Origin of the sequence: Neisseria sp. S1 (assembly GCF_048060015.1) — a bacterium.
GTDB lineage: Bacteria > Pseudomonadota > Gammaproteobacteria > Burkholderiales > Neisseriaceae > Neisseria > Neisseria arctica.
On record NZ_JBLUPI010000001.1, the window covers coordinates 91,234 to 117,101 of the forward strand.

Genomic DNA, 25,868 nt, shown 5'->3' on the forward strand with positions numbered 1-25,868 from the left:
TAAAAAAGCAGACTGCTGTATAACAATTTAAAGGCAAGGTTGTTCAACTCGCACGTCTCACTGCAACCACTCAAAATGCCTGCATTCGGGGTACTTAGAGCACCCTAAATACTTTTTCTCAGGCGTATTCTTCAACACTTTTTCCTGCAACACGCCACCGCAATCAGGGCAGACATCGCCGGCTTTGTGTTTGGCTACGTTCTTCGGTTTGCTGGAAGCCGTCGGTTTTGCCGTTCTCGGTCGTTTGGCGGCATCGGCTTTGGCCTGATCGACCAGCTGCCGGATCAGGTCTTCCTGATAGGCCATAAAGTCCGCCATCGTCAATTTACCCGACTCAATACTGGCCAAAGCCAGCTCCCATTTGGCAGTAGTAACGGGATCGGCGACCATTGCCGGTATTTGGGCAATCAGTTTGCGCCCTTTTTCGGTGGAAACGATTTTGCCTTTCTGCTTCTCGATGTAGCTCATCTCAAACAGCCGGTCGATGATATTGGCACGGGTGGCTTCAGTTCCCAATCCTTCGGTGCTGCGGAGGATTTTTTTAATCTGTTCGTCTTCCACGGTTTTGAGGAAGTCGGACAGGGTTTGCATTTCGTCCAGCAACGTAGCTTCGGTAAAACGCGGTGGTGGTGCGGTTTTCTTCGTTTCGGGATTGCCGCCGGTTACGGTTAGTTGTTGACCATCTGAAACAGCCGGCAATACGGTGCTGTCATTATCATCGCCGCTGTCCTCATCGGTTTTGCCCAACCATGTTTTCCAGCCTTGGACTTTCGGGGTCTGTCCGGTGGCTTTGAATTGCTGGCCGCAACTTTCCACCAAGATTACTGTCGCGTCGTATTCATAGTCGGGATAAAACTGAGCGATGTATTGGTTGCGTATCATCAGGTAGATTTCACGCTCGTTTTTATCCAGCTGTGACAGACTGAAATTTGCAGTTTTAGTCGGAATAATCGCGTGGTGAGAATGTTTGTTGACCTGACCGTCGTTCCATACCCGCGACTGGCGGTTCGGATCGGCTTTGGCTAACACCGGTGTAAGGCTGCCGTCGATGGCAGCCATGGCAGCAAATACCTCGGCCACTTCGCTTTGTTGCGACTGGGGCAGGTAACGGCACGGTGTACGCGGGTAAGAGGTAATTTTGTGCTTTTCGTATAGCTCTTGGGCGATTTTCAGCACCTTTGAGGCTGAAATACCCAGCTTTTTCCCGGCTTCTTTCTGTAAGGCTGAAAGGCTGTATGGCAACGGAGCCGGTGTTTTTTTGCGTTCGGTCTTGGCGGAAACGACAGTACCTGTCGCGTTGGCCAACTGTTTGGCCAAGTTTGTGACAAATGCTTTGTCTGTACACAGGCCGTCTGAATTTTTCAGCACATCAGGAATTTGCCATTGTGCTGCAAACTGTTCTTTTGAGACCGTCTGAAAAACAGCACTCAAAACGTAATACGGATAGGGTTGGAAATTTTCGATAATGTGGTCGCGGCGCACCACCAAGTTCAGGGTCGGGGTCTGAATACGGCCGACAGACAAAGTATGTTCTTTGCCGAAACCTTCGGAATACGCCACGGTGTAGGCGCGGCTCAAATTCATCCCGACCAGCCAGTCGGCGCGGGAACGCGCCAAACCTGCCTGATACAGGGTTTCTTTCTGTTTGCCGGGCATAATGGAAGCCAAGGCTTTTTTGACTGAGGCAGTATCCAAACCGCTGGTCCAGAAACGGGAGACTTTTTTGCTGTAGCCGCACAGATCCAAAATTTCCCGCGCAATCACTTCACCTTCGCGGTCGGCATCGGTGGCGATGACGACCTCGTCGGCTTTGGCCAACAGCCCCTTAATGACTCTGAACTGCTTGGCCGCTTTGGGCTGGACTTCCATTTTCCAGTTGTTGGGCAGGACAGGCAGGGCGGAGATGTTACTGAAATCGGCGAACTCCTCCCCGTAAGCGGCAGGCATGGCTTGGCTCAAAATGTGACCGAACGCCCAAGTAACTGCGGTATCGCCTTTTTGGAAATAACCGTCAAAACGGCCGCCGGTCACACCCAATACCTTACCGATGTCGTTTGCCTGGGAAGGTTTTTCACAGAGAAAAAGTTTCATTATACCCTCCTGTCCGTCTTCTTGCCGTTACGAGGGAATACCAGCTGAAAATAAGGCCAGTACACCTGCCGGAATCACAATGAAGCAGGCAATGATACCAACCACGGCCAACAAACCTTTCCAACCGCCGAACATCATACCGATACCGGCAACTACAATGGCGATTAAGACGATGAAGCCACCCATACTACCCTGCATCAGATTGAGCAGCCAATCGATACCATCCTGGAAGGTTTGGTCACCACTGGCATGCGCCGGTGTAGACACCACAGCAAACAGTAAAGCCGTTAACGCTGCCTGACGTGTATTGGAATACTTTTGTTGCAATTTTTTAGCGATATTTGTCTGAGCCATTTTCATTTCCTTTTTGTAAAAAACACGGGTTAAAAAAACTTACTGTAACGGCGGAATCACACCGGCCGGTAAAGAATCGGGAATTGCTTGATTGTCCTGCTGGCGGTTATTTTGACGTGCTACAGGTGCTGCTTTCGCGGTTTCATCGGCTGCCTCTTGAGCGGTGTCTGTATCACTTTCAGTTTCCGCTTCATCTTGCTGGGCTACGACCAGCGGTGTAATCCGCCGCGAACTTTGCAAACCCTGTAAGGCCGAATAACCGACATCCCACTTCCTCGGGGTCACTTCAGAGAATACGCGGCTCGGATAAACCAGATTACCGCTTTCGTCCTCGTAGGCATTGACCCATACGCGCATGACTTTGGCAGGCTCCAACAACGGTTTGGGTTCGCCGATAGCTGCTACGTTAGATACGCTCTCCGGTAAAAAGGGAGCTACACCTCCTGATGTTCTCTTGGTTTTACCGCCTTTTTCATCTGCCGAGCCGATTTGGATGACTTCGTCAGGATCGTATTCTTGCGCCGCATAGTAGGCGGCTCGAACGGTAACGCACGGCATGCCTTTTACCGATTGCGGACAGGAAAGTTTGCTGCTGTCGCCGACGTTGAATGTGGAGGAGCAAGCTGAAAGCAGCATCACCGGCAATACTGCCACTCCCCAAATTAAGGATTTCATTTGCGGCCTTTCTTGGTGTCATGAACGATGTGTAAAAATACCCCTTGGGTCAGAATGATTTCCCCTGTGCGCAACGGCTCGACCTCAACCACCGGAATGGCCTGCGTGCCATAGCTGCTGTAAATATCGGCAATACGGTCGAAAGTTTTGCTGGCCGCTTTACTGGCTGCCTGTCCACTGACTCCGCCCAGGTTGATTTGCGTACTGGTGGAGGTACTGCTCGAACTGCCGGTATTGATGTTGATACCGTTGGCGACACCAGTGGCGATATTGGCCATGGTTTCCATCGCACCGACTTTAAGCAGTTGTGAAATCACTTTGCCGGTTTTGGAAACCAAACGGCCTTGGAAGCCCGGCTTACCGTCTTCACCGAACACCGTCCCTTGAATGTTCGCTTCGACCGCTTTCCCGTCATTGCGGATACAGGAAATAGTTTTGGTGCGCATCATAGCTCGGGCATCCATGTATTGCCCAAAAGTTGAGGCCAATACGAAGCAGTTGGATAAATCGGAACGGTAGCCGTTAGGCAGAATGGCCGTTCCCCTAACCTGCATCAATACCGGCAACGGATCCTTGCTATCGTTGTTAGTATTGGTCGGGGCATTGACACCCGACAGGAGTGCTACCGATAAGGTAGAACCCGGAGGTAGGTAAGTTTTACTTTCATCATCTGCATCAGAATTTTTTTTGGATGTCCCTGTGGCAGCTTTTTTAACAGCGCTGGTACTTTGGAAGGCAGATTTTGGTTCATCATCCTGCTCCTCTTCCGTCGGTACAGTTTCAGACGGTAAAGTTACTTTACCGTCACCTCTATTGCCATCAGCAAGCGGAGCGCCGAGATTGACCGTTTCACGTTCGGAAGTAGTTTTAGCGGCTCTTGCTTCTTCGGCAGCCTGCAATGCGTCGGCAATCTTGCGGTTTACCTCGTCTTCACTCAAACCCTTTTCCTGCACTCCTTGTCCCGGCTGCTGCGTCACACGCTCGCGCCGGTCAGCTTCCATCTGCTGTCGCAGTGCCTGAATTTCTGCCGCCATCCGCTCTTCGTTCATATTCCGTGTCGCAGGAGTTAAAACTTGGGTTTCTGTGTTCTTTTCCGGTTTGCGCAGCACACCGTTGTTGTAATCACGCATGGCGGCGGTAATCAGAATCAACAGGCCGAGACCGCCGACACTGCCGAGTACGGCAATCTGTTTCTGTTTACCGGTCATGCTCGACCATTTACTTTTGAGGCTCATTATTTCGCTCCCTGTTTCGATACCATGATCAGAACGTCTGTAGTTTCGCCTGGATAGACGCTGACTTTGGGGTAGAAAGCTACAGCCATCACATGTTTATTGGCACCAAACATTTCTTCGGCCAGCACTTGCGGCGTATTGGTCGTATTGGTCAGACGGTAGCGGTATACGTCAAACTGGCTGCCACTGTACCGTTCGACCGGTACCGAAGCCATACCGTTGGCCATGCGCATTTTTTCACGCAGCGGACGGACGGTATAACCAGTCGGAACGATACCTTTGACAATATCCTGTAATACGGCTGACAGCATTTGGGTAAATTCTCCCTGCTTACCGAGACGAGTACCGCTTTTTTCGAGCGGAGAAAGCCCGCCCGTAGCCAGACTGATGGTCTGTGAGTTTAATTTGGCCTGCGGCGATAAAGTCAGAGACACCGGCAGCGTCGGATTGCCCTCGTCATACACCATGACCATGAATTTCTGTGCCGTATTCGGTTTGAGAATGAAATTCGGACCATGAATTTCTGCGTCATACAGTTTTTTGTTACCCACCATTTTGGGATTGGCAAACGGTGTCAGAATAATGGACGGATAATTCAAGGCAATCGGCACGGTATGGTTTTCGCCGTAGAGCGAAGTAATATTGTGTACCCCGCGCACCATGCCTTCTTGAATATTGTCCTGATAACCTCCGCTGACAGGTGTTTTAATCTGAACAACACGGCGCTGCGCATAGCTGCTTTTATTGGGCAGACTGGCATTTTTAACAGTTGTGGTCTTGCTTCTTTTAGCTGTGGTTTTCTTAGCAGGTTGAGCCACCACATCCGGCCAAACTTCCTCTACTGGACGGTAAACCTCCTCTTTGGGTTCGGGCTGTGGTTGTGGTGCTGAGGCACAGCCTGCCAATGCCGTTAAGACGGCCAAACTCAACAAACGGTAATTTTTCATGGTCTTCCTCACGGTCAAATGTCCTCTTTGCTGGCTGGCGGCTCTACACCGTCAATACCGGGAGCGGTAGGCTGCAATCCGACTGGATTGGCTGTTTCTGTTGGAACATCCGATACCGGTTGCGTGGCCGGGGTACTCTGTACTGCTTGCTCCGGTTCAGTAGCCTGTACTGTCGGATCCCGTTGGATTTCACTTTCACGGGCATCGGGAACAACCTGTTTCATCCGTTCCTGACGTTTTTCCGCCAGATCCTTATGGGAGCGCACCCATTCTTCGGTCATCGGTTCGCCGACATAGGCTTTGAAGTAGCTGACTCGCGGCAAACCATTTTTCATATACATTTTCAATTCGTAAGTAGCCTGTACCGAACCAATGCTCTGTACCGCACCTTTACTGTACGCTGACGAAGTCAGTTTGCCGCTCACGTAGAATTTTTTAGTGGAAGGTTCGTAAATCACGCCGTTGGTCGGTTGGAAATAGCTCATGGCATTGATGCCGTTGTATTTCGGATTGCTTTTGACCGCCAACAGCTGCGGTCTTAACGAAACCCAAACCTCCGGATCAAAAAACTGTTCCATACTGTCTGAAATGAAGTCCACGGATTCCGGCACAACTGAAGAAATGGTCGAAACGATATAAATCGCCATCGGTTCGAAATACTCAACGGAAGCATGGTCAAATGCAGCAACGGCACTTTTAGTCAGGTTCGGCGGTTGAATGACAATACGCTCGTGCATAGTAGCAACTTTGTAGGTCAGACCCACACTGACAATTCCCAAGCACAGGCAGACGATTTTCAAAGTCCGGTTTTCGCCCAATAAATCCGCCATCTTCTTACGGGCTGTATTCAGTTGCATATCAATCCTCCACACGGCGCAACAGGCCGTTGTTAAAGACTTTGTTCAGTGGTAGGCCGCATAAGTAAATCAGGTGGATAAACGCGCCGGGCAAGGCATTCCGTTTCAATCTGATATACAGGACACTCATCAGGATGCCGCCAAGCAGCCCGAATATGTACAGCATGGGGGAACGGACCTGCATATTGATAATGGCCGCTGCCGCCAGCCCCAAAAAGATAGGCATCAGATCGTCGGCTTCAAAAATCAGAACCTGCTGCATGGTGTCAATACATTCGGGGTAATAAACTTCTTCATTGGTCATTTTCTGTTCTCCTTACTGGCACAAATCGGCATCCGGTAGGCGGTATTTGCCGTAAGCGCATTCTTTGTCCACGCTGATGCCGTGATAACGGAGGTAGGAGGCTACTGCATCGGTACGTCTGCGCGACAATTCCAAGTTATAAGGACCGGAGGCCCTCGGGTCTGCATATCCAGACAATATCGCCCCGCTTTCAGGCAGTGATTCGACAATTGCTTGTAAACGCTGCTTCTCTTTTTGACTGATGGCGGCGGAATCCGTAGCGAAATACACCGTATGCAGGTGTTTCGAACTGCCATCACCGTCACCGAAAGAAAGCTGGATTCCGAACGGACTGATTTCCTGCGGTTTCCAGATATAGGTACCTTCCTCTATCCCTATCAAAGCCACATCCGAATATCCGGCAGGTTGGCGCAGTACCACCAATTCCGTACGTTCGCTCACCGGCATTATGGCCGTCTCTGCTTGTGCCTCACTCGGCTGAGTAGGATATGCACAAGCCCCCAACAGCCATACCGTCATCACGACTGCTGCCGACTTACTTTTGCTGATTCCCATTTTTTTATGCCTTTCCAAGCAGCTGCCGCTGCAAACAACCAAAACCAAACTGCGTTAATCCATACCGCCCAAGCTATAACGGACATCCAATTCTTATAACTGCGATAAGCATGCTGCTGTAATGGCCTCAATGCCTCGGCGGCCCAACCGTCTGTCCCGTTTGACACCGATACCGGAGCAAAGCATTTCGGATAGAGAGACAGGCTGAATACTGTTTTGCTTGCCATCAGCGCAGTCTTGTCCAAATGTTGCGCAACAAACCGACCTGTATCATTCCTTTCGTCAGGTAGCTGACATGTTTGAGCGGGAGGAACATTAATCATGCAGAGACCATACAGTACGGCTGTCGTCCAAAAAGCCAAGCGGCGGTAAGGTTTAAATCTTTTCCATTGCATCCGATACCAATCCGTTCAATAACTGGGTCAGCAGACTGTAATCGCCGTTGGTAAAGCCGGCGTGGGTCGTGTACTTGCCGACAACGCCGAAAGAAGGCGTAACCGAAACCCGATAGCGGCGTGATAAGTCTATGGCACGGGCAATGCGGTTTTGGGTATTTTTACTGTTTAGTGATGCATTGATTTGCTCCTGACTGAAACCCATGCTGCGCAAGATGCCTACATAGGTATCCGGTGTTACTCTGCGGTTGGTCGTTTCACCATAAGCCAGCCGCATGTATTCGTTAATGCGGTTAGGAGCAATATCTCTGACGATGTAGAAAGCCGTAGCAGCCGCGTTTTGTGTTTTCGTGCCGAACAGTGGCACAAAAACCAGTTGGTATGGCTCGGGCAGGGTTCGGCCCCATTGGGCAAAACCTGCCCACGAACTGGCACAATACGGACAATCAAACGATACAAACATATAAATCCGCGTCGCCTCATCTTTAAAATTGCCGACGGTTTGGTACGGTTTGATGATGCTGCTCAAATCAGCAGCTGTTTTCAACTCAGGTGCCGCCGCCGCCATACTCGGAAACAGCAAACACGCCAAAGCGATACCTAATGCGGTTTTATATAGTTTCATGACTTGCCCCTACATCCGATAAAAAAGTTTCTTGGGTTATGGATAACGCATCGTAAAAATCGACTTTTGCTACCGCTGACAGTTCTAGTGCTGCTTCAGTCAGTGTCCGATACACAGGCTGCTTGAATAATGCGGCATGTAAACCGTCTAAGTTCTGTGAAAGAATGGCCTGCCGGACTTCCCTGGTATTAAATGCCATTTCAAATACGGGAATCCTCCCTTTATAGCCCTGATGTCCACACAGTTCGCAACCCTGTTCGCTAATGGCGTAATAGGTTCGGGTCGGAAAACGGGTTGGTAATTGCTCCTGTTGCTCCTCACTCAAATTGACCGTTTTAGCGCAGTTGCTGCACAGTTTTCTGACCAAGCGCTGGGAAAAGAAACACAGTAGAGCCTCAGCCAACGCGTACGGCTCGGCATTCAAATCCATCAAACGTAATAATGTTGCCGGTGCGTTATTGGCATGGACGCTGGAGAGCAGCAAGTGGCCGGTATTGGCCGCAGTCGTAGCAATCGCAGCGGTTTCCGTGTCACGGATTTCGCCTACCATAATGATGTCAGGATCCTGCCGCAAGAAAGAGCGCAAAACCTTGGCAAAAGTACGGTGCGGACTAATGCTGACCTGATTGGCACCGGGAATACGGTTTTCAACGGGGTCTTCTACCGTCATGATGTTGATGGCTTCTTTATTCAGATGGCTGATGCTGGCTGCAAGGGTCGCGCTTTTACCGGAGCCAGTAGGTCCGCTGACAATGATCATTCCCTGCTTGCTGTCCAATACCTGTAAATAGGCAGAGCGTACATCTTCCGGCATGTCGATTTTGGATAACGGCAAATCGGCAGCCTGATTACCCAGACGGCAAACGATGTTTTGACCAAAGGTTGTCGGGGCAATACTGACCCGGATGTCAATCATGGCTTCGCCGTCGCTATCCAGCATCCAAAACGACGAGTCCAGGCAGGAGTCGATGTCGTGTATCGGCAGGCGGCATTTGGCACGGATTTGGTTATTGATGATGAGTGCGGCCTGGCGGGTAAACAGCCATTCGTTGGCTATCTGCATGTTTTCATGACGGATACGGATTTGGCAGCCGTTTTCGCGACTGGAAAAATGCACATCGGACGCTTTGATGGATTTGGCATAAGGAAACACCCAATTCAGAAAGCCGACGACTTTTTCATCGCCTTCGTTCTGCTTGAGAAACCTGCCGGAGTCGCCGATGTCGTATTTTATGCCTGATTCTTGCAGCAGCATTCCGAATTCGGCGGGAATGGCAGTTGGGTTGTTTGTCTGCATGATGCGACCCTTGTACATGCCCATATTCTTAAAGAAGGACGCTGGAACAGACGCTATACGGTGACGCCTGCATGGAACAGGATAGCCAACGCCCCTCTTTAAGAATATGAAGCTGGTTAAAGTTAAGGTGCCCCCACCTCTATCTTCAAACCACAGGTCGGTTGTAAATTGAAAGTTGTCGTGTAAGCGACAGGATTGATTGTGAAACTTTGTCAAAAAATTTGACAGAAATAATATGAATTTGATTTTTATTGTATTGTTTCTTGACAAAAGCAAAAAAGCATGAAACAAAAAAAATGGTAAGGGACTTATCGGAAAAGCCAAAAAGGGAATATGCTCAAAACCGCATATTCCCTTTTTAAAAGGCTTAATGGTTAATGGAAACGCCTTAAATGTAAGGGTTAAAAAGGCTTAAAGGAAAAAGGAACAGCCATATAAAGGTAATGGCAGCCATGGCAACCCATGGCTGCCAAAAAGAGAAAAGACCGCAAAGAGTTCACGGTTTCTGGCTTTTGTCAATAAACAATCCAAAAAAGCCCTGATTCGGATTATCGCTTGCCTGCCGTTCTACATAGGATAACATTTGCGTTACTCAAACCAAATTCGGAAACTCACCATGGACAATTATCAATTCAACCAACTCTGCCTCAGCTTGGAACGTTTTGACAAAGCCAGCCCACGGTGGTCAGGTATTTTGTTGTCGATGCTGCACCAGTGTAAGGGGTTTATCGAGCAATATACACTGAATGAAACATCCACAGAGGCGTTTTTAGTTGAAAAAACCACCAGCCTGCTGGAACAACTTCCTGTAACTTCGACTGACGAACACATCGCCGATCTATTAAGTCGGGAGTTCGAGGGCTGCTACTTCATCGCACAAACACCGAACGGCAACTGGAACAGTCTGACTGAACCGTTCTGCGAATTTTACCGCTATTGCCCCGATGCCGACATGTATATCGGCGACCAGCCTCATGCACCGGCACTACAATTCAAACTCAAAATGATGCGGATGATCCATCCTGACTATGTGGAGTACGCATAATGGACTGGCTGTCCTATATAGGCTTCGCACTGATAGGTGGCGCCGGAGCTGCCTATTTCTATCTTAACCATAAACCGTCAAAACCGCAGCATACGCCTGTTCCGGTTTCTGCTGCCGTTCAAAAAATTTATGGCGATAAGTTTCTGATTCTGTCGGCTGATGAGTTGATTGCCGAATTAGATTTGCAGCCATCTATTGCCAACATCAAAGCAAATCTCGCCCTCTCAAATGAAAACTGGAACAGGGACGGCCTGCCCTTATTGCGCAATTTCATTGTTTTCGTACAGCGTCTGCCTGCCTCAGAATCCCACCACCATGCAGGTGACGGCGGCTTGGTCAAGCATACGCTCGATGTTGCCGCCCTCGCCCTCCTCGCTTCTTCTTCGCGCAGTTGGCCACCGAACGCCAAAACCGAAGACATTGCCCGTCTGACTGCCGTGTGGCGCTACGGCATTCTAACGGCCGCTTTACTGCATGACATTGGTAAAACGCTGACTTCTTTCGACATTGAGTTATACGACAAAGCCGATAGCAGAAAATTTTCTTTGTGGATGCCCGATACCGGCAACATGGACGAAAGCGGTAAAAAACTGTACCGAGTAACCTTTCCGGATCATAAAGCCGCTTACGAAGCCCATGCTGCGCTGGGTTGGACGTTTTTCCAAAGCATCGTACCGTCCAATGCACGCAAATGGATGAATGAGGCTGATCCGAATCTGATTAAAGCATTGCGCAGCTATCTTTCCGGCCAGCATCAGGACAGTCCGCTGACGGATATTATCAAACAAGCTGACATGACATCCACGGCCCGTGACCTACGTCACGGCTCGAGACAACGGTTTGCCTCCGCAAAACGTCCGCCGCTCATCGAAACCGTGATGGATACTCTGCGTACCATGCTGGCTGAACGCGGCGCTCATTTCAGCATTGCCTCTACCGCCGGCGGCGATATTTTCAGAAAAGATGATTTGGTCTTTATGATGGCTAAGAATGTTCCCGATTATATCCGCACTTATCTTGGCAAAAATAAACACCCTGCTGCAGCTTCATTCCCATCGGATAACCAGCGTATTTTCGATACTTTGCTGGAATACGGTGCTGTTCTGCCCAATCCGAAAGACAACCATAAAGCTGTTACACCGGTTGCCGTCAGTTTTGAGCGTATGGACGGTGCGGTTAAATCACATTTGTTTACCATGCTGTGTTTCAAGCTGGATACACTGTACCCTGACGGCCAATACCCTCATGAATTTCAGGGAATGCTGGAAGTATGCCCTGATGCGGTATTACAGATGCACGAACCTGCTCCAGAAGATGCCGTAAGTCTGAAAAACGAACCAGGCAGTATGAACGAAACTGCTTTCACATCAATAGAAAAAGGTGAAGAAATCGACAACATCCCGCCTCCGCCTGCTCGCAAAATGGATTTTATGGCAGTACAGGAAGATATTCCCAAACAGGAAAAAGAGATTAACCCTGCCCCAGTCTCCCCTCCTGAGCGGGAAGTACAAATTCCGCCGTCACCTCAAACCAAGCCGAAAGCAAAATCAGGTATTGATGCACTTTTGAGCCTACACAACCTACTAGATGAGGACGATACCGATACTTCAAGTGATACTCCTCCCAATGAACAAGAATCACCGAGTCCTGCAGAACAGCAGAAACAACTGAATCTGACTGAACAGGCTACTACGCCGTCTGAAGCACAGACTACTAGCGGTCTGCCCCCTGCTAAACAGCAGGGCAAACAGTCTAAGAAAAAAGCAATGTCTGTTCTGGACTCCCTATTTTCCGACTTTAATGGACAAAGCACCGAAAAAATCGACTCGTCATCCGCAAACGATATCAAACCTGATATTCAAGATAAACCTGTTTTTCCGCAACAAAATGTACCGCAGTATCTTTCTTCGGAAGATACTGCCGCTGCTGCATTGAATGAAATCCAAGACGAACGGCAGTCTCTGCCGACCCGCTCTCCGCGACCGGTCACGGTTCACAAACAGAGCAATATACTGGAACAGCAACCTGCCATCCACAAAAAAGCTACTGATTTACTGGACGGACAAAAGCAGGCGCTAAAAGATGAGGGCAAGCGCTTTTGGAATTGGTTAGCCAACGGACTGACTGAGGGCAGTATTACCGTTAACCAAAGCGGCTCCCCCGTCCATTTTGTCGAACAAGGGATGTTACTGGTTACTCCGGCTATTTTCAGAGAATATGCCGGCGGTGTCTTTGACAAAAACAACCCGAGCTGCCCCGGCCTCTTGGCACAAAAGGGATTTACCGCACTGGGTCTTCATGGCCGCACCAAACGTTCTGCCATCTATACTGCCTTGGCCGTTAAAGCACAGCAGAAATTACTGTTTCACTGCTATCTGATACCAGAAGACAAGCTACACCTGATTGTAAAAGCCGACAGCAGACCACCGAACAACATTGATATTGCACTGGCTGACAGCCAAAACCTACTCCAACCCAAACCGACCGGAGAAGATTCATGAGCCTGACCATTCGTATTCCTGAAAACGTATACCGCTACCCCTATGAATTTTATAGCGCCGCATCCTATTCTGCCGCGATGCTGGCAGCCACACTCATGCCATTACCCGGAATCAGCCGCTATGCGGTTATTCCGGTTTTTGGCGGTCTGGCAGTCAAACGTTATTTTGAAGGCAACCGCATCCGTCGGTATCGGAAGAACGTGAAAAACCTCCCCTATTATGCGGCCACTCCCGACCAAATTCCGGTATCCGACAAAGCATTGTTTTTGGGAAAAGGATTTAGATGGACGCAGAAGCATACTCAGCGCTTGATGATGATTCGCCAGCCTGAAAACGACCACCTGCGCCTCCCGGGGAAGTTATATAAAGCAGCACGCCTGCATGAAATCAAAACACCGAGAGAAACATGGCTGACCAAGCTGACTTCATCAAATGCCTGGTGGAATCCGGTTGCCCCCTTACCTCCTGTCGGCGGTTCTCCTGAAATTCACGGTGTGGAACTGGAGGAAGAAGAAATCTTCATGTCGTTGGGCGAGCGCGTCGGCCATACCGGGGTTTGGGGAACCACCCGTGTCGGTAAAACCCGCCTTGCAGAAGTAATGATCAACCAAGACATCTGCCGTGGCGACGTAACCATCATGTTCGATCCCAAGGGTGATGCCGATGTGATGTTGATGATGTATGCCCGTGCAAAAAAGATGAAACGGCCGTTTTACCTTTTTCATTTAGGTTTTCCCGAAGTATCCTGCCGTTACAATCCGGTTGGAGATTTCTCTCGGATTACCGAAGTGGCCACCCGTATGTCAAACGGTTTGCCCGGAGAAGGCAATTCGGCAGCATTTAAAGCATTCGTATGGCGTTTTGTAAATGTGCTGGCCAAAATTATGGAAGCCATTTCCATCAAACCGACCTATCTGAGCATTTATCAATGCGCCGTGAATATGGATGATTTGGCCAAAGCCTATTTTGAAAAAACACTCAACTTGGAATATCCGGGATGGGAAAAAGAATATGAATCTTACGATTTGGAATCGGAACAAAAGAAAACGGCCGGCAAAACCGGTCGGGATATGGAAACGGTTAAAACCGCGTATTTCCTGAAATCAAAAGGATCGAACAATCCATTGACGGATGCCGTCATCGGCATTTTAGGTAATGAACGCACCTATTTCGATAAACTGGTTTCATCACTGTACCCATTGCTTGAAAAACTGACCAGCGGCAAAGTAGCCGAATTAATCAGTCCGGATTTCAATGATTTAACGGATGAGCGGCCAGTTATGGACTGGCGTAAAGTCATGGCCTCCGAAGCGGTGGTATATGTGGGATTGGATGCACTGACCGATGCTGAAGTAGCCGCAGCAGTCGGTAATGCAATGTTTGCAGACCTGACTTCACTTTCCGGTCATATCTACAAGCACGGTCATGGTTTTGGCCAGTCAGGAGCAACTAAAAAACGGAAAGTGGCTATTCATGCAGACGAATTTAACGAATTAATTGGGGATGAGTTCATTCCGCTGCTGAATAAAGCTGGAGGTGCCGGTTATCAAGTAACCGTTTACACGCAAACATGGTCTGATGTCGAAGCCAAAATCGGTTCAGCCGCCAAAGCAGGTCAAATTGCCGGTAACTTGAACAATATGATTATGCTCCGTGTCAAGCACGAATCAACCGCCGAATTGCTGACCAGCCAGCTACCGGATGTCAAAGTCGTTTCAGGCACTCAAGTATCTTCCGTCGGAGATGTCGCCCTTCCGAAAGACATGGAGGATTTTACCAGTTCGAACGAAGACCGGTTAGCAACAGAAACCGTCCCGATGCTGCAAACATCAGACTTGATCAACCTACCCAAAGGACAAGCTTTTGCGCTACTAGAGGGCGGGCAGCTCTATAAAATCCGACTCCCACTCCCCTTGCCCGACCCGGACATTGATGTTCCATCCGATTTGACTGCCGTTGCTGAAAAAATGCGTGAAATTGTCCGCTTGAACCGCACCGATGACTCAGAAAACAATGCTTTTATAGAAGGACAATATTATGGCTAACCAACCTCCCGAATTTCTGGCCAAGTCAACCAGCATTGGCTTTTTGACCAAACCGTTCAAATGGGCTTTCATCATTTTGTTGGTTACTGCAATCCTATTTTTTTCGTCAGTAGCTATTCAGACCTACTTCGGACAGGGTGATTTATTGAAATCAGAACTGATTCGAACCCAAGAAATTTTTGCTCAAAGCAGTATGACCGATCTACCGTTCCATATTGCCGTTATCCGCTGGATTTACGACGGATTATATTTGGTTATCTTCAAACTCAGCGGAATCGAACCGTTGCTTAACGGCCAGCAGAATGATGCTCTAAGTTCAAGTTTCGCAGGTATGTTGGAAAATTTTGCAACAGAACTGTCCATCCTAAACGATACGCTTAAAATCATCGCCATTCGAATAGGGAATATCATGGCTTTTATTCCATTATTGATTATTATGGTATGTAGTGCGGTTTTTGATGGGTTTATGAAGAGAAAAGTCCGGCAACAAAATGCGGCAAGGGAATCTGCTGCTATTTACCACCGGGCCAAGTTTTGGCGGTCCGGTATTATTTGGACAACCGTATTTATTTACTTAAGTATGCCCTTTTCTATTGATCCAATTATTCTGTTACTGCCTGTCGTTTTATTAAGCATCGCTGGATTTTTTCAAGCAAAATACCTCAAAAAATATTTATGAATTATGAAATTACCATAAGATAAAGTCTTCTTAAAAATTAAAAAATTACAACAAAATCTTAAAAATACCTATGGTTGACTTTAATTACATAAAATGCTTACTATCATATGATACCTAAAAAACAGTAATTGCTAACATGCTACGTGGGAAAAGCATTTGGCCTATATTCTTGATTCTTTTGAGATTTACATAATATAAATTATGCGAATTATTTATATATTTCTTCTTGTATCCGAATTTCCAAGGATAAAAAGCTGCACGTTCTACTTCCAAAGACGTATCCCTCTAAGCTTTCGGCTTAACACTAGTTATACCGATATCCAAAAAAGCCGCTGCTTCCAGCCGATATAAAAATGCCGGCAAGCGGCGTAAGGTTGCATTGTAAAAATTTATTTACTAAAAGTCGCAGTCTTTTGTAAAGAAATGTATTGCGGCAAATTGTAAGGATCAATGCAATGGCTTCTCAACAATATAAACAATATTCCGTGCTGTTTTCCAGCACATGGGCGTTTACCGTCTGTTTCATGGTTTGGATGATGCTGGCAGTTGTCGGCATTCCGATTAAAAATGAATTGGGGCTGAGTGAAACAGAATTCGGTATTTTAGCGGCAACACCCGTGTTATCAGGCTCTTTAGTGCGCGTACCATTGGGTATTTGGACCGACCGCTTCGGTGGCCGTATCGTGCTTTTCCTATTAATGCTGGCTTGCGTGCCTGCAATTTTTGTCATGCAGTATGCCAATCAGTTTTGGCATTTCCTACTTATTGGTCTGATTATGGGATTAGCCGGCGGTTCGTTTTCGGTAGGCACGCCTTATGTAGCACGCTGGTTCCCGAAAAATCAGCAAGGCTTGGCAATGGGGATTTTCGGTGCCGGCAATGCCGGATCGGCCTTGAATAAATTTCTCGCACCGGCATTAATTGCTTACGGCACATGGCATTTTGTCCCAACTGTTTATGCTGCCATTATGTTGGGAACGGCCGTGTTGTTTTGGTTTACTTCTTATAGCGATAAAAGCCATCAGGTATCTTCATCCGTTACTCTCAAGCAGCAGTTGGCTTTGCTGAAAGATCCGGGCGTATTGCGTTATAGCCAGCTTTATTCGGTGGTGTTCGGCGGTTATGTCGGCTTAGCTCTATGGATGACTAAATATTATGTAGGAGAATACGGTCTCTCTTTGCAAACTGCGGCATTCTTAGCAGCCTGTTTCTCTCTTCCCGGCGGCGTATTGCGTGCTTTCGGCGGGTATCTTTCAGACAAATTCGGTGCTTATAAAGTTACTTGGGCGGTTATGTGGGTATGTTGGGTATGTTTCTTCCTTCTTTCTTATCCACAAACCCAATTACACATTCAAACTACTGATGGCGGCACGATGGCTATGCATATCGGCCTGAATGTAACTGTTTTCACTATTTTGATGTTTGCCGTAGGTATTGCCATGGCTGTGGGTAAAGCTTCGGTATTCAAATTTGTTGCTGATGATTACCCTACAAATATCGGGGCGGTATCAGGCATTGTCGGCTTGGCCGGTGGTTTGGGGGGGTTCCTGTTACCGATTATGTTCGGTGCGCTTGAAGATATCACCGGTATCCGCTCAACCAGTTTTATGCTGCTTTACGGAACAGTGTGCGTTTCTTTGGTATGGATGCACTTTTCCATGAAAGCCAAACGCATTGAAGCAGAAAGAAAAAATAATTAATTATTTGTAGGCAGTAAAATTTACCATTCAATTTGTTTTCAGGCGGCCTTTACTGATTGCCTATAGACGAGGCCGTCTGAAAAGAAATTTTTATCGGAGATAAAAATGAATCATTTGATTCAAGATTGGCGTCCTGAAGACAAACAGTTTTGGGAAACCAGCGGTCGAAAAACCGCCAAACGTAATTTGTGGATTTCCATTCCCGCGCTTTTGCTTGCATTTGCCATTTGGCAAGTGTGGAGCGTAGCGGTGGTCAACTTGCCCAATATCGGTTTTCAATACAGTGAAAACCAGCTTTTTTGGTTGGCTGCCCTACCCGCACTCTCAGGCGCGACTTTACGGATTTTTTATTCGTTTATGGTCCCTGTATTCGGAGGTAGAAAGTGGACGGCAATTTCTACTGCCAGCCTGCTTTTACCCGCAATAGGTTTGGGCTTTGCCGTGCAAGATCCTTCCACCAGCTATTTAACCATGATGGTATTGGCATTATTGTGTGGTTTTGGCGGAGGCAACTTTTCATCCAGTATGGCCAATATCAGCTTTTTCTTTCCAAAGGCTGAAAAAGGCACTGCACTCGGCCTTAATGCGGGTCTGGGTAATTTAGGGGTATCCGTTGTGCAATTCGTTGTACCGCTAATCATCACGGCAGGCGTTTTCGGCGCGTTCGGCGGTGATGCGCAAACATGGGTGAAAGGCGATGTCACCAAACAAGTTTGGTTGCAAAATGCGGGATTTATTTGGGTTCCCTTTATTATTCTTTCGACTTTGGCCGCTTGGTTCGGAATGAATGATTTGGCCAGTGCGAAAGCCAGCTTCAAAGAACAAGCAATTATTTTCAGCCGTAAGCACAATTGGATTATGTGTATTTTATATTTGGGTACTTTCGGCTCATTTATCGGCTTTGCCGCCGGCTTCCCGCTGTTGATTAAGGCACAATTTCCCGATGTCGATTCGGTTAAATATGCCTTTTTAGGTCCTTTGGTCGGTGCTTTGGCCCGCCCTATCGGCGGTTGGCTTTCCGATAAAATCAAAAGCGGTGCCAAAATCACTCAAATTGTATTCGCCGGTATGATTATCGCCGTATTAGGCGTGATCTCTTTCTTACCTAATAACGGCCAGGGCGGTAGTTTTTGGGGATTTTTCGCCTGCTTTATGGCACTTTTCGCCCTCACCGGCTTAGGCAATGGTTCGACTTTCATGCAGGTTCCCGTTATCTTCTTAAATATGCATGAAAAATTTGCACAAAATGGCTTAAAAACCGAAGAACAAGCTCGTTTGGATGCAACAAAGGAAGGTGCGGCTGTAATCGGCTTTACCGCAGCTTTTGCTGCATACGGCGGATTTTTTATTCCCAAAAGCTATGGTACTTCAATCGCATTAACCGGTAGTGTGAATGCGGCTTTGATTGCCTTTATTTGCTTCTACACCATCTGTTTGCTTTTAAATTATTGGTACTATGCACGCAAAAATGCCGAAGCAAAATGCTAAATATTAGATTGTAATCCGAGCTTTTATTTCTCTGGCCGAACAGTATTCATATTACTTTTCGGCCAGTTTTGTGTTAAAAAAGCCGCACCTTCTGCATATAAATGCAAAAAGCCTACCAATTCTTGCTCCTGAAAGATTTTAATTTTATGATATGTCCACAGGTATGCAGCAGCATACCGATATAAAGGACACATACATGAACAAAACCAAAATCTTCACCTTGTTTGCTGCCGCTGCCGTATTGGCTATCGGCGCTAATGCGTATGCAGCCAAAGAAATCAAAATTGCAGCCGATAACAGCGGCTATTCGCAAGATGATGCGCAAAAATTGGCTTCTACCGCTGTAAGCATGGGTGTTAAAGAACCGGTTAACCTCAACTTGGCCGGCGGTAACTTAACCGTATCAGGCAGCAACAGCACCAAATGCGTTTTTAAAGTAGGTAGTGAAAGCAAACCCAAAATTCAGGGCGTAAGCTGTAAATAAACTTTTTTAATCATGCAGAGCCGTCTGAAAAATTATTCAGGCGGCTCTGTTTTCATTTAGAATAGCCGCACAAAATTTCAATAAATATTTATTTTTATCATGCAAATATATCTTGTCGGCGGTGCTGTACGTGATTTTCTATTGGGTTTACCTGTTAAAGACCGAGATTGGGTCGTTGTCGGTGCAGATGTTCAAACCATGCTGGCACAAGGGTTTTCTCCGGTAGGAAAAGACTTTCCCGTATTTCTGCATCCGAACACACATGAAGAATATGCTTTGGCACGCACCGAGCGCAAAACTGCCAAAGGCTATGGGGGCTTTGTGTTCCATACCGACAAAAATATCACACTCGAACAAGACCTTGAGCGCCGTGATCTAACTATTAATGCAATGGCGCAAACGTCCGAGGGCGAAATTATCGACCCCTTCGGCGGTCAAGCCGACTTGGCCAACCGCGTATTACGCCATGTTTCCCCCGCTTTTGCCGAAGATCCGGTCAGAATTCTCCGGGTTGCCCGTTTTGCCGCCCGCTATGATTTTGAGGTGGCCTCCGAAACCATGCAACTGATGAAAGATATGGTTGCGGCGGGTGAAGTAGATGCTTTGGTTGCCGAGCGTGTTTGGCAGGAATTATCTAAAGGTTTAATGGAATCTTACCCGGCAAAAATGATTGAAATTTTGCATGAATGCGGGGCATTGGAAATATTACTTCCCGAAGTGGAAGCCTTATTCGGCGTCCCCCAACGTGCGGACTACCATCCTGAAGTAGATACCGGTATCCATACCCTAATGGTACTTCAACAAGCAGCCGAAATGCAGTTGAGCCTGCCTGAGCGTTATGCCGCACTACTGCATGATTTAGGTAAGGCATTAACTCCGCCCGATATTTTACCCAAGCATCACGGGCATGATATCGCCGGCGTTGACCCCGCCCGCAGGGTTAATGCCCGTTGGCGCGTCCCCAAGCATTGTGCAGAGCTGGCGGAACTGGTATGCCGTTGGCACATTATTTTTCATAGTGTTAGCGAACTCAAACCGCAAACCGTACTTAATACTTTGAAAAAAACCGATGCCTTCCGCCGCCCGGAACGTTTTCAGGCTGCCTTGAATGTGTGTGTTGCCGATACGCGCGGCAGACTACATCGGGAAAACACACCCTACCCCCAGCGCGATCATTGGCTGGCTCTATTGGATGCTGCTAACAATATCGACACAACTGCTATTGTCAACACCCATAAGGATTGTCCTCACAAAATCGCAGAAGCAATCGATCATGCGCGTCTAACCGAAATTACACCTTTACAAGCGGCATACCGTAAGATTACAAGTATTCATACGCATTAGAAAAAGTATAAAAATATTACAATGCTGTCTGAAAATTATGCTTTCTTAATTGCCTGTATATAAATTTTTCAAACGGCCTGTAAACCTTACAAACGATAATAGCCGAAATCAAACAAATACTACCGGTTGATCATGAAAAAGTGCCTGCCTTGTTTCTACAGGCTTTCTCATTTTTGCTAACGATTTATTACGTTTTAGAAATTGACTTGATTGCCCGACTTGATATCATTCCACATAAATGACATCGGTGTCTTTTTAGACAGTATAATGCAGTGTCCCATACCTTTTAATTACACCCCGCCGACAGGAACAAAACCATGCAGCTAAAAAACGAAGCCATGCTGATTACCTATGCCGATAGTTTAGGCAATAATTTAAAAGACTTAGCCAAAGTATTACAAGGTCCTTTAAAAGATGTGGTCGGCGGGGTGCACATTCTTCCGTTTTTCCCCTCATCAGGTGATCGCGGTTTTGCTCCTATGGATTACACAAAAGTCGATCCTTCGTTCGGAGATTGGGAAGATATTCGGGCTTTGGCAGAAAATTATTATTTGATGTTCGACTTTATGGTCAACCATATTTCAGCCCAATCCCCTTATTTTAAAGACTTTTTAGCTAAAAAAGACCAATCCGAATACGCTGATTTATTTATCCGTTACAAAAATTTCTGGCCAAATGGCGAGCCTACCCAAGAACAAGTAGATCTAATCTACAAACGCAAACCGCGCGCGCCCTATCGTATTGCCGAGTTTGCCGACGGCACCCAAGAAAAAGTGTGGTGTACTTTTGATGAAGAGCAAGTGGATTTGGATGTCACCACACCCACCACCAAAAAATTCATCAAAAACAATTTGGAATTTCTAAGCAAGCAAGGAGCTTCGATTATCCGTTTAGATGCTTTTGCTTACGCCAATAAAAAAATCGGCACCAACTGCTTTTTTATCGAACCCGAAATTTGGAAAACTTTGCGGGAATGTACCGATGTATTGGACGCGCACAACGTAGCCGTATTGCCGGAAATTCACGAACACTACACTATCCAGCTGAAAATTGCCGAACACGATTATTATGTATACGACTTCGCTCTGCCGATGCTAGTATTACATACCTTGTTTAGCGGCCGGGTTGACCGTTTGGTACATTGGATGGAAATTTGTCCGCGCAAACAATTCACTACACTCGATACGCACGACGGCATCGGAGTTGTGGATGTAAAGGATCTAATGACGGACGAAGAAACCGAAGCAGCGCGTGAAGCCTTATATGCCCAAGGCGCAAATGTGAAGAAAAAATACAGCAGTGCCGAATACAATAATCTCGATATTTATCAGATCAATTGTACTTATTATTCTGCATTGGGCAATGACGACCAAGCCTATCTGCTGGCTCGCGTATTACAGTGTTTCGCCCCCGGTATTCCGCAAATTTATTATGTCGGCCTGCTGGCCGGTGAAAATGATATCGAGCTATTGGAAAAAACCAAAGAAGGCCGCAATATCAACCGCCATTACTATACGTTAGAGGAAATCGAGGCCGCCGTACAACGTCCGGTTGTGCAACGTTTATTTGGCCTTCTGAAATTCCGTAATACCAGCAAAGCATTTGATGGAGAATTCAGCGTAAAAGCTTTGAATGAAAATACAATTGAAATTACCTGGAATAATACGGCTGAAAAAACCAGTGCGAAAATGACCGCAAACACCTGCAATAAAACCTTTACCATTATAGAAACCGTAAACGGCAAAAATCATGAAATCAAAATTTAGTATAGCGAGCGTGATATAACCTTTATATAAAATATGCCGTCTGAAAAAGTTTTCAGACGGCATATTTGATATTTCGTATAGATATTAAAAATATAACCACCAAGGACAAATTAATCCTATTTTAAATACACCCTACCATTTTCCATCTGCCAAGTTTCTTCGGCCAATGCATGGGCATCCGCCTTATCATGAGTAATCAAAATCATCGGCACCCCAGTCTGTGCTTGCAACGAAGCCAATTCCTCACGCGTATGCCTTCGTAAATCAGTATCCAACGCAGAAAAAGGCTCATCCAACAAAAGCAAGCGCGGTTTGACGGCTAAAGCCCGTGCTAATGCAGTACGCTGTTTTTGCCCGCCGGAAATCTGGCCCGGCAGTTTGTCTGCAATATGGCTGATTTTTAACGTATCCAGCCAAAACACCACCTCTTCAGACGGCCTTTTACCCGGATTACGCCATCCTTGCCGCAACCCGAAACCGATATTTTGAGCCACGGTTAGGTGAGGAAACAGCGCATAATCTTGAAATACCAAGCCTGCTTTGCGCTGTTGTATCGGTAAATTGATATTGGTTTCCGAATCAAACCAGATTTCACCGTCGATTTTGATGTGACCGGCATCCGGAGCAAGCAGTCCGGCCAAAATTTGCAAAGTCAGGCTTTTACCGGCACCGGAGGCTCCGATCAAAGCTAGCTTTTCGGCATTGGTTGCCAATTTTACTGCCAAAGAAAAGCCGGAAAAATTTTTTTCAATATCAATATCAAACTGCATCACGCGCACTTCCGTCTTTTGCCTTGGCTAGTTTGCCTAAGACCAACAAAATTATGATACACACAATCGAAATCAATAATACTAAACGGTTGGCCAATATATCATTACCGGCTTGAACAGCTTCATAAACGGCAATTGACAATGTTTGTGTTTGCCCCGGAATACTGCCCGCTACCATTAAAGTTGCCCCAAACTCGCCTAAGGCACGGGCAAAAGCAAGCAACATTCCTGCCAAAATGCCGCGCCAAGCCAGGGGCAGACTTACTCTGAAAAAAACAGAAAGCGAACCCAAGCCCAATACCTTGGCCGCTTGTTCAAGCTGTGGCGGCACACTTTCGAATGCGGAGCGTGCGGGCTTGAATACCAACGGAAAAGTAACCACCATGGCGGCGATAACCGCACCCTGCCAAGTAAAAATCAAGTTAATACCGAAGGTATCCTGTAACCATGTGCCGAAAGCTCCGTTTCTACCGAGCAACACCAATAAGTAATAACCCAGCACTGTAGGCGGCATCACCATCGGCAAGGTCAGCAGCGTATCCAACAGCTCCCGGCCGAAAAAACGCCAACGTGCCAAAACAAATCCGGCTGCAGTGCCAAGCAGCAGGTTACAGAAAGTGGCGATACCGGCAACTTTGAGCGACAACCATAATGCGGTTAATGCAGAAGCTTCTTCCATATTCGAACTTATAAAAAGGCCGTCTGAAAACTTCAGACGGCATAATTGTATCGTTTCGCTATTTTACACGTATTCTATAAAAATGCTTAAGCACTTTGAAGTATGGATAAAAGATCGTTTTATTACAAGCTGCGGTGTACTCGCGCCGGATTACCGAAAGCAACTACTCCGGCCGGAATATCGCGTACCACCACGCTGCCTGCACCGATCATACAGTCGGCCCCGATTTCTACGGTTTGGATAACACAACTGCCAATGCCTACTTGGGTACGCGCGCCAACAGTTACGCTGCCGGCTAAGGCTGCTTTTGGCGCAATATGCGCATAATCACCAATAATACAATCATGTTCGACAATGGAACCGGTATTGAGAATGACACCCGAACCAATTTTAGCTCCGGCATTCACCACTACCCCAGCCATTGCCACTGTACCCGGACCTATCTCGGCGCCGGGCGAAACCACCGCATGGGGGTGAATCAAGCTAACCGGTGAAAAGCCTGCTGCAATGACTTTTTCACTTAGTTTTTGCCGTGTTGTATTATTACCTACGCCGATAACCATATCACCCGGCGGTAACGATTCATGAAAAGGCGTACCATTGGCATCATCAAGAAATACAATGTTTTTATAATTAAAAAATCCGGCAATATCGGCTACTACCCTGCCATGCCCGCCTGCACCATAGATATAAAGCAGCGTTGAATTCATCAAAAACTCTATGTTATTAAGCTGTAAATCAAAGCATCATATTTTTATTAAAAAAGCGGCGCGCATTATAGCAATAAAAAAACTTGTACGCCGATAAATTTTGACAAACGATCAATATGATGTTTGAATTATCTAACCCGATATTAAATAATAAGAAATTAGAAATTAAGTCGGCCGGCTTTTTAATTTGAAAGCAAAAATAATACCGAAAAAAATAATTTATCTAATTAAATATTAGCTACCATACCAACATTCCTTTGCAGACGTGGTATAGGTTAATTGACAAATTAAACCGCTGGCAGTTTCAGAAATTTTTATGGTTTACCAAAACCATACTTTCTTAAAATATTTTGCGCTTCGGCAGAGGCCAGATAGTCAGTAAATCTCCGTGCTTCAGTGGCTTGCCGGCTGTCTTTTACTACTGCCGCCGGATAGGATACCGTCTTGTCTGTTTGCACCGTTGCAGCAATTTTGACTTTACCCGGCATTAAAGCAGCATCCGTACGATAAACAAAACCCGCATCTACCTCTCCCCTTGCCACATAATCCAAAGATTGGTGTACATGTTGGGTTTGAATGATCTTCGGAAGAACCTTCTGCCACTGCCCGCTTCTTTCCAATGCTGCCTTCCCATACCTGCCTGCCGGAACTGAAGCCGGATTACTTAACGCGATTCGGCGAACATCGGGAGATGGCAAATCGTTTATACTGCGGATATTCAAACGGCTTTTCACAGGCACAACCAATACCAGCGTATTACGTGCAAATATCTTTCTAGCCGCCTTATCAACAATACCGGCCACTTGCGCCTTATCCATCGTTTCATCATCGGCAAACGCCAATACATCTACAGGTGCTCCCCGTATCGCCTGTTGCAGCAATGTTCCCGAACCTGCCGTATTTAAACGGATTACGGCATCCGGATAACGTTTTTGATACTGCCCGGCAATATCTTTGAAAGCATTCGACAAACTTGCAGCAGCAGATACGGTAATTTCTGCTGCCCAAACAGAGCTTTGGCAACACAATAATGCAGAGGCCAATATAAGAGAGCGCAATTTCATAACTATTTTCCAAAATTAAATGTAAACAGAATTTTGGCTTTTATCGATTAGAAAAAACAAGACAACAGAATAACTGCCGCTAAAGTAGTATTTTTTACAAATTAATGTAGGCATTATATCCGATAAATTTATGCTAAGAGGCCGCCAAAATGCTTATGTCGATTATTTACGCTTACGGCAGATATTTTCAGACGGCCTATGCTGATGTTATGCTGACATTATGAAAATATTTACTTTTTCATAGATACACATTCATTG

The 25,868-nt window shown here is 46.8% G+C and carries 24 protein-coding genes; 9 read left to right on the forward strand and 15 right to left on the reverse strand.

Going from position 1 to position 25,868, the window contains the following annotated elements; translation table 11 throughout:
• Nucleotides 1–57 precede the first annotated feature (57 nt).
• From ACEPPX_RS00495 to ACEPPX_RS00545, 11 genes are read right to left on the reverse strand one after another with little or no spacing between them, the layout of a single operon-like run.
• The gene (locus tag ACEPPX_RS00495; protein WP_416622499.1) at nucleotides 58–2,091 is read right to left on the reverse strand and encodes a DNA topoisomerase 3; all 2,034 of its coding nucleotides are present in this window, start codon (nucleotides 2,089–2,091) and stop codon (nucleotides 58–60) included.
• Between the two features lie 27 nt (nucleotides 2,092–2,118).
• Nucleotides 2,119–2,445 (reverse strand): TrbC/VirB2 family protein, encoded by a 327-nt coding sequence (locus ACEPPX_RS00500; RefSeq protein ID WP_416622500.1) that lies wholly within the window; start codon nucleotides 2,443–2,445, stop codon nucleotides 2,119–2,121.
• A 39-nt stretch (nucleotides 2,446–2,484) separates the two neighbouring features.
• Nucleotides 2,485–3,120 carry a TraV family lipoprotein gene (locus ACEPPX_RS00505; protein WP_416622501.1) on the reverse strand — a complete coding sequence of 212 codons (636 nt, stop codon included), beginning with the start codon at nucleotides 3,118–3,120 and terminating at the stop codon, nucleotides 2,485–2,487.
• Nucleotides 3,117–4,355: a TraB/VirB10 family protein gene (locus ACEPPX_RS00510; protein WP_416622502.1), complete on the reverse strand. Its 1,239-nt coding sequence runs from the start codon at nucleotides 4,353–4,355 to the stop codon at nucleotides 3,117–3,119. Before ACEPPX_RS00510 ends, ACEPPX_RS00505 begins: the two co-directional genes overlap by 4 nt.
• A complete protein-coding gene (locus tag ACEPPX_RS00515; protein WP_416622503.1) occupies nucleotides 4,355–5,302 on the reverse strand; it encodes a TraK domain-containing protein in 948 nt (315 codons plus the stop codon). Before ACEPPX_RS00515 ends, ACEPPX_RS00510 begins: the two co-directional genes overlap by 1 nt.
• Nucleotides 5,303–5,316: 14 nt before the next feature.
• Entirely contained in the window at nucleotides 5,317–6,159 is an 843-nt protein-coding gene (locus tag ACEPPX_RS00520) for a TraE/TraK family type IV conjugative transfer system protein (protein ID WP_416622504.1), read from the reverse strand.
• 1 nt (nucleotide 6,160) lies between these two features.
• Complete coding sequence (locus tag ACEPPX_RS00525; protein WP_416622505.1) at nucleotides 6,161–6,463, reverse strand: type IV conjugative transfer system protein TraL; 303 nt, start codon at nucleotides 6,461–6,463, stop codon at nucleotides 6,161–6,163.
• A 12-nt stretch (nucleotides 6,464–6,475) separates the two neighbouring features.
• The gene (locus ACEPPX_RS00530; RefSeq protein WP_416622506.1) at nucleotides 6,476–7,018 is read right to left on the reverse strand and encodes an OmpA family protein; all 543 of its coding nucleotides are present in this window, start codon (nucleotides 7,016–7,018) and stop codon (nucleotides 6,476–6,478) included.
• The gene (locus ACEPPX_RS00535; protein ID WP_416622507.1) at nucleotides 6,982–7,413 is read right to left on the reverse strand and encodes a hypothetical protein; all 432 of its coding nucleotides are present in this window, start codon (nucleotides 7,411–7,413) and stop codon (nucleotides 6,982–6,984) included. Before ACEPPX_RS00535 ends, ACEPPX_RS00530 begins: the two co-directional genes overlap by 37 nt.
• Entirely contained in the window at nucleotides 7,394–8,038 is a 645-nt protein-coding gene (locus tag ACEPPX_RS00540) for a hypothetical protein (protein WP_416622508.1), read from the reverse strand. Before ACEPPX_RS00540 ends, ACEPPX_RS00535 begins: the two co-directional genes overlap by 20 nt.
• On the reverse strand, nucleotides 8,025–9,335 hold the full coding sequence (locus tag ACEPPX_RS00545; protein WP_416622509.1) for a GspE/PulE family protein: 1,311 nt from the start codon (nucleotides 9,333–9,335) through the stop codon (nucleotides 8,025–8,027). Before ACEPPX_RS00545 ends, ACEPPX_RS00540 begins: the two co-directional genes overlap by 14 nt.
• A 616-nt stretch (nucleotides 9,336–9,951) precedes the next feature.
• Here ACEPPX_RS00545 and ACEPPX_RS00550 point away from each other — a divergent pair.
• The 9 genes from ACEPPX_RS00550 to gtfA all read left to right on the forward strand — a co-directional run bounded on the left by ACEPPX_RS00550 (nucleotide 9,952) and on the right by gtfA (nucleotide 22,387).
• Nucleotides 9,952–10,380 (forward strand): hypothetical protein, encoded by a 429-nt coding sequence (locus ACEPPX_RS00550; RefSeq protein ID WP_416622510.1) that lies wholly within the window; start codon nucleotides 9,952–9,954, stop codon nucleotides 10,378–10,380.
• Nucleotides 10,380–12,881, forward strand: a complete 2,502-nt coding sequence (gene mobH, locus ACEPPX_RS00555) for a MobH family relaxase (RefSeq protein WP_416622511.1) — start codon at nucleotides 10,380–10,382, stop codon at nucleotides 12,879–12,881. The genes ACEPPX_RS00550 and mobH overlap by 1 nt, the downstream gene beginning before the upstream one ends.
• On the forward strand, nucleotides 12,878–14,926 hold the full coding sequence (traD, locus tag ACEPPX_RS00560) for a type IV conjugative transfer system coupling protein TraD (RefSeq protein ID WP_416622512.1): 2,049 nt from the start codon (nucleotides 12,878–12,880) through the stop codon (nucleotides 14,924–14,926). The genes mobH and traD overlap by 4 nt, the downstream gene beginning before the upstream one ends.
• Entirely contained in the window at nucleotides 14,919–15,605 is a 687-nt protein-coding gene (locus ACEPPX_RS00565; RefSeq protein WP_416622513.1) for a DUF4400 domain-containing protein, read from the forward strand. The genes traD and ACEPPX_RS00565 overlap by 8 nt, the downstream gene beginning before the upstream one ends.
• Before the next feature lie 455 nt (nucleotides 15,606–16,060).
• The gene (locus tag ACEPPX_RS00570) at nucleotides 16,061–17,305 is read left to right on the forward strand and encodes an MFS transporter (RefSeq protein ID WP_416622514.1); all 1,245 of its coding nucleotides are present in this window, start codon (nucleotides 16,061–16,063) and stop codon (nucleotides 17,303–17,305) included.
• Between the two features lie 105 nt (nucleotides 17,306–17,410).
• Complete coding sequence (locus tag ACEPPX_RS00575) at nucleotides 17,411–18,793, forward strand: NarK family nitrate/nitrite MFS transporter (RefSeq protein WP_416622515.1); 1,383 nt, start codon at nucleotides 17,411–17,413, stop codon at nucleotides 18,791–18,793.
• A 196-nt stretch (nucleotides 18,794–18,989) separates the two neighbouring features.
• Nucleotides 18,990–19,277: a hypothetical protein gene (locus ACEPPX_RS00580; RefSeq protein WP_047760099.1), complete on the forward strand. Its 288-nt coding sequence runs from the start codon at nucleotides 18,990–18,992 to the stop codon at nucleotides 19,275–19,277.
• Nucleotides 19,278–19,376: 99 nt separating this feature from the next.
• A complete protein-coding gene (locus ACEPPX_RS00585) occupies nucleotides 19,377–20,621 on the forward strand; it encodes a multifunctional CCA addition/repair protein (protein WP_416622516.1) in 1,245 nt (414 codons plus the stop codon).
• A 317-nt stretch (nucleotides 20,622–20,938) separates the two neighbouring features.
• Complete coding sequence (gtfA, locus tag ACEPPX_RS00590; protein ID WP_416622517.1) at nucleotides 20,939–22,387, forward strand: sucrose phosphorylase; 1,449 nt, start codon at nucleotides 20,939–20,941, stop codon at nucleotides 22,385–22,387.
• A 116-nt stretch (nucleotides 22,388–22,503) separates the two neighbouring features.
• Here the strand turns inward: gtfA and ACEPPX_RS00595 are convergent, their stop codons facing one another.
• The 4 genes from ACEPPX_RS00595 to modA all read right to left on the reverse strand — a co-directional run bounded on the left by ACEPPX_RS00595 (nucleotide 22,504) and on the right by modA (nucleotide 25,610).
• Entirely contained in the window at nucleotides 22,504–23,157 is a 654-nt protein-coding gene (locus ACEPPX_RS00595) for a sulfate/molybdate ABC transporter ATP-binding protein (protein ID WP_416622692.1), read from the reverse strand.
• Nucleotides 23,147–23,836, reverse strand: coding sequence for a molybdate ABC transporter permease subunit (gene modB / locus ACEPPX_RS00600; protein WP_047760103.1), 690 nt, complete (start codon nucleotides 23,834–23,836; stop codon nucleotides 23,147–23,149). Before modB ends, ACEPPX_RS00595 begins: the two co-directional genes overlap by 11 nt.
• A 122-nt stretch (nucleotides 23,837–23,958) precedes the next feature.
• Nucleotides 23,959–24,546: an acetyltransferase gene (locus tag ACEPPX_RS00605; protein WP_416622518.1), complete on the reverse strand. Its 588-nt coding sequence runs from the start codon at nucleotides 24,544–24,546 to the stop codon at nucleotides 23,959–23,961.
• A 314-nt stretch (nucleotides 24,547–24,860) separates the two neighbouring features.
• Complete coding sequence (gene modA, locus ACEPPX_RS00610; RefSeq protein ID WP_416622519.1) at nucleotides 24,861–25,610, reverse strand: molybdate ABC transporter substrate-binding protein; 750 nt, start codon at nucleotides 25,608–25,610, stop codon at nucleotides 24,861–24,863.
• Nucleotides 25,611–25,868 lie beyond the last annotated feature (258 nt).

Coding starts and splice junctions, on each gene's coding strand:
- ACEPPX_RS00515 (WP_416622503.1), bottom strand. CDS start 5,302: ATGAAAAATTACCGTTTGTTGAGTTTGGCCGTCTTAACGGCATTGGCA.
- ACEPPX_RS00580 (WP_047760099.1), top strand. CDS start 18,990: ATGAACAAAACCAAAATCTTCACCTTGTTTGCTGCCGCTGCCGTATTG.
- ACEPPX_RS00585 (WP_416622516.1), top strand. CDS start 19,377: ATGCAAATATATCTTGTCGGCGGTGCTGTACGTGATTTTCTATTGGGT.
- gtfA (WP_416622517.1), top strand. CDS start 20,939: ATGCAGCTAAAAAACGAAGCCATGCTGATTACCTATGCCGATAGTTTA.
- ACEPPX_RS00565 (WP_416622513.1), top strand. CDS start 14,919: ATGGCTAACCAACCTCCCGAATTTCTGGCCAAGTCAACCAGCATTGGC.
- ACEPPX_RS00540 (WP_416622508.1), bottom strand. CDS start 8,038: ATGAAACTATATAAAACCGCATTAGGTATCGCTTTGGCGTGTTTGCTG.
- modA (WP_416622519.1), bottom strand. CDS start 25,610: ATGAAATTGCGCTCTCTTATATTGGCCTCTGCATTATTGTGTTGCCAA.
- ACEPPX_RS00520 (WP_416622504.1), bottom strand. CDS start 6,159: ATGCAACTGAATACAGCCCGTAAGAAGATGGCGGATTTATTGGGCGAA.
- ACEPPX_RS00510 (WP_416622502.1), bottom strand. CDS start 4,355: ATGAGCCTCAAAAGTAAATGGTCGAGCATGACCGGTAAACAGAAACAG.
- ACEPPX_RS00530 (WP_416622506.1), bottom strand. CDS start 7,018: ATGGGAATCAGCAAAAGTAAGTCGGCAGCAGTCGTGATGACGGTATGG.
- ACEPPX_RS00505 (WP_416622501.1), bottom strand. CDS start 3,120: ATGAAATCCTTAATTTGGGGAGTGGCAGTATTGCCGGTGATGCTGCTT.
- ACEPPX_RS00495 (WP_416622499.1), bottom strand. CDS start 2,091: ATGAAACTTTTTCTCTGTGAAAAACCTTCCCAGGCAAACGACATCGGT.
- ACEPPX_RS00525 (WP_416622505.1), bottom strand. CDS start 6,463: ATGACCAATGAAGAAGTTTATTACCCCGAATGTATTGACACCATGCAG.
- ACEPPX_RS00595 (WP_416622692.1), bottom strand. CDS start 23,157: ATGCAGTTTGATATTGATATTGAAAAAAATTTTTCCGGCTTTTCTTTG.
- ACEPPX_RS00575 (WP_416622515.1), top strand. CDS start 17,411: ATGAATCATTTGATTCAAGATTGGCGTCCTGAAGACAAACAGTTTTGG.
- ACEPPX_RS00500 (WP_416622500.1), bottom strand. CDS start 2,445: ATGGCTCAGACAAATATCGCTAAAAAATTGCAACAAAAGTATTCCAAT.
- modB (WP_047760103.1), bottom strand. CDS start 23,836: ATGGAAGAAGCTTCTGCATTAACCGCATTATGGTTGTCGCTCAAAGTT.
- ACEPPX_RS00545 (WP_416622509.1), bottom strand. CDS start 9,335: ATGCAGACAAACAACCCAACTGCCATTCCCGCCGAATTCGGAATGCTG.
- ACEPPX_RS00550 (WP_416622510.1), top strand. CDS start 9,952: ATGGACAATTATCAATTCAACCAACTCTGCCTCAGCTTGGAACGTTTT.
- ACEPPX_RS00535 (WP_416622507.1), bottom strand. CDS start 7,413: ATGCAATGGAAAAGATTTAAACCTTACCGCCGCTTGGCTTTTTGGACG.
- ACEPPX_RS00570 (WP_416622514.1), top strand. CDS start 16,061: ATGGCTTCTCAACAATATAAACAATATTCCGTGCTGTTTTCCAGCACA.
- mobH (WP_416622511.1), top strand. CDS start 10,380: ATGGACTGGCTGTCCTATATAGGCTTCGCACTGATAGGTGGCGCCGGA.
- ACEPPX_RS00605 (WP_416622518.1), bottom strand. CDS start 24,546: ATGAATTCAACGCTGCTTTATATCTATGGTGCAGGCGGGCATGGCAGG.
- traD (WP_416622512.1), top strand. CDS start 12,878: ATGAGCCTGACCATTCGTATTCCTGAAAACGTATACCGCTACCCCTAT.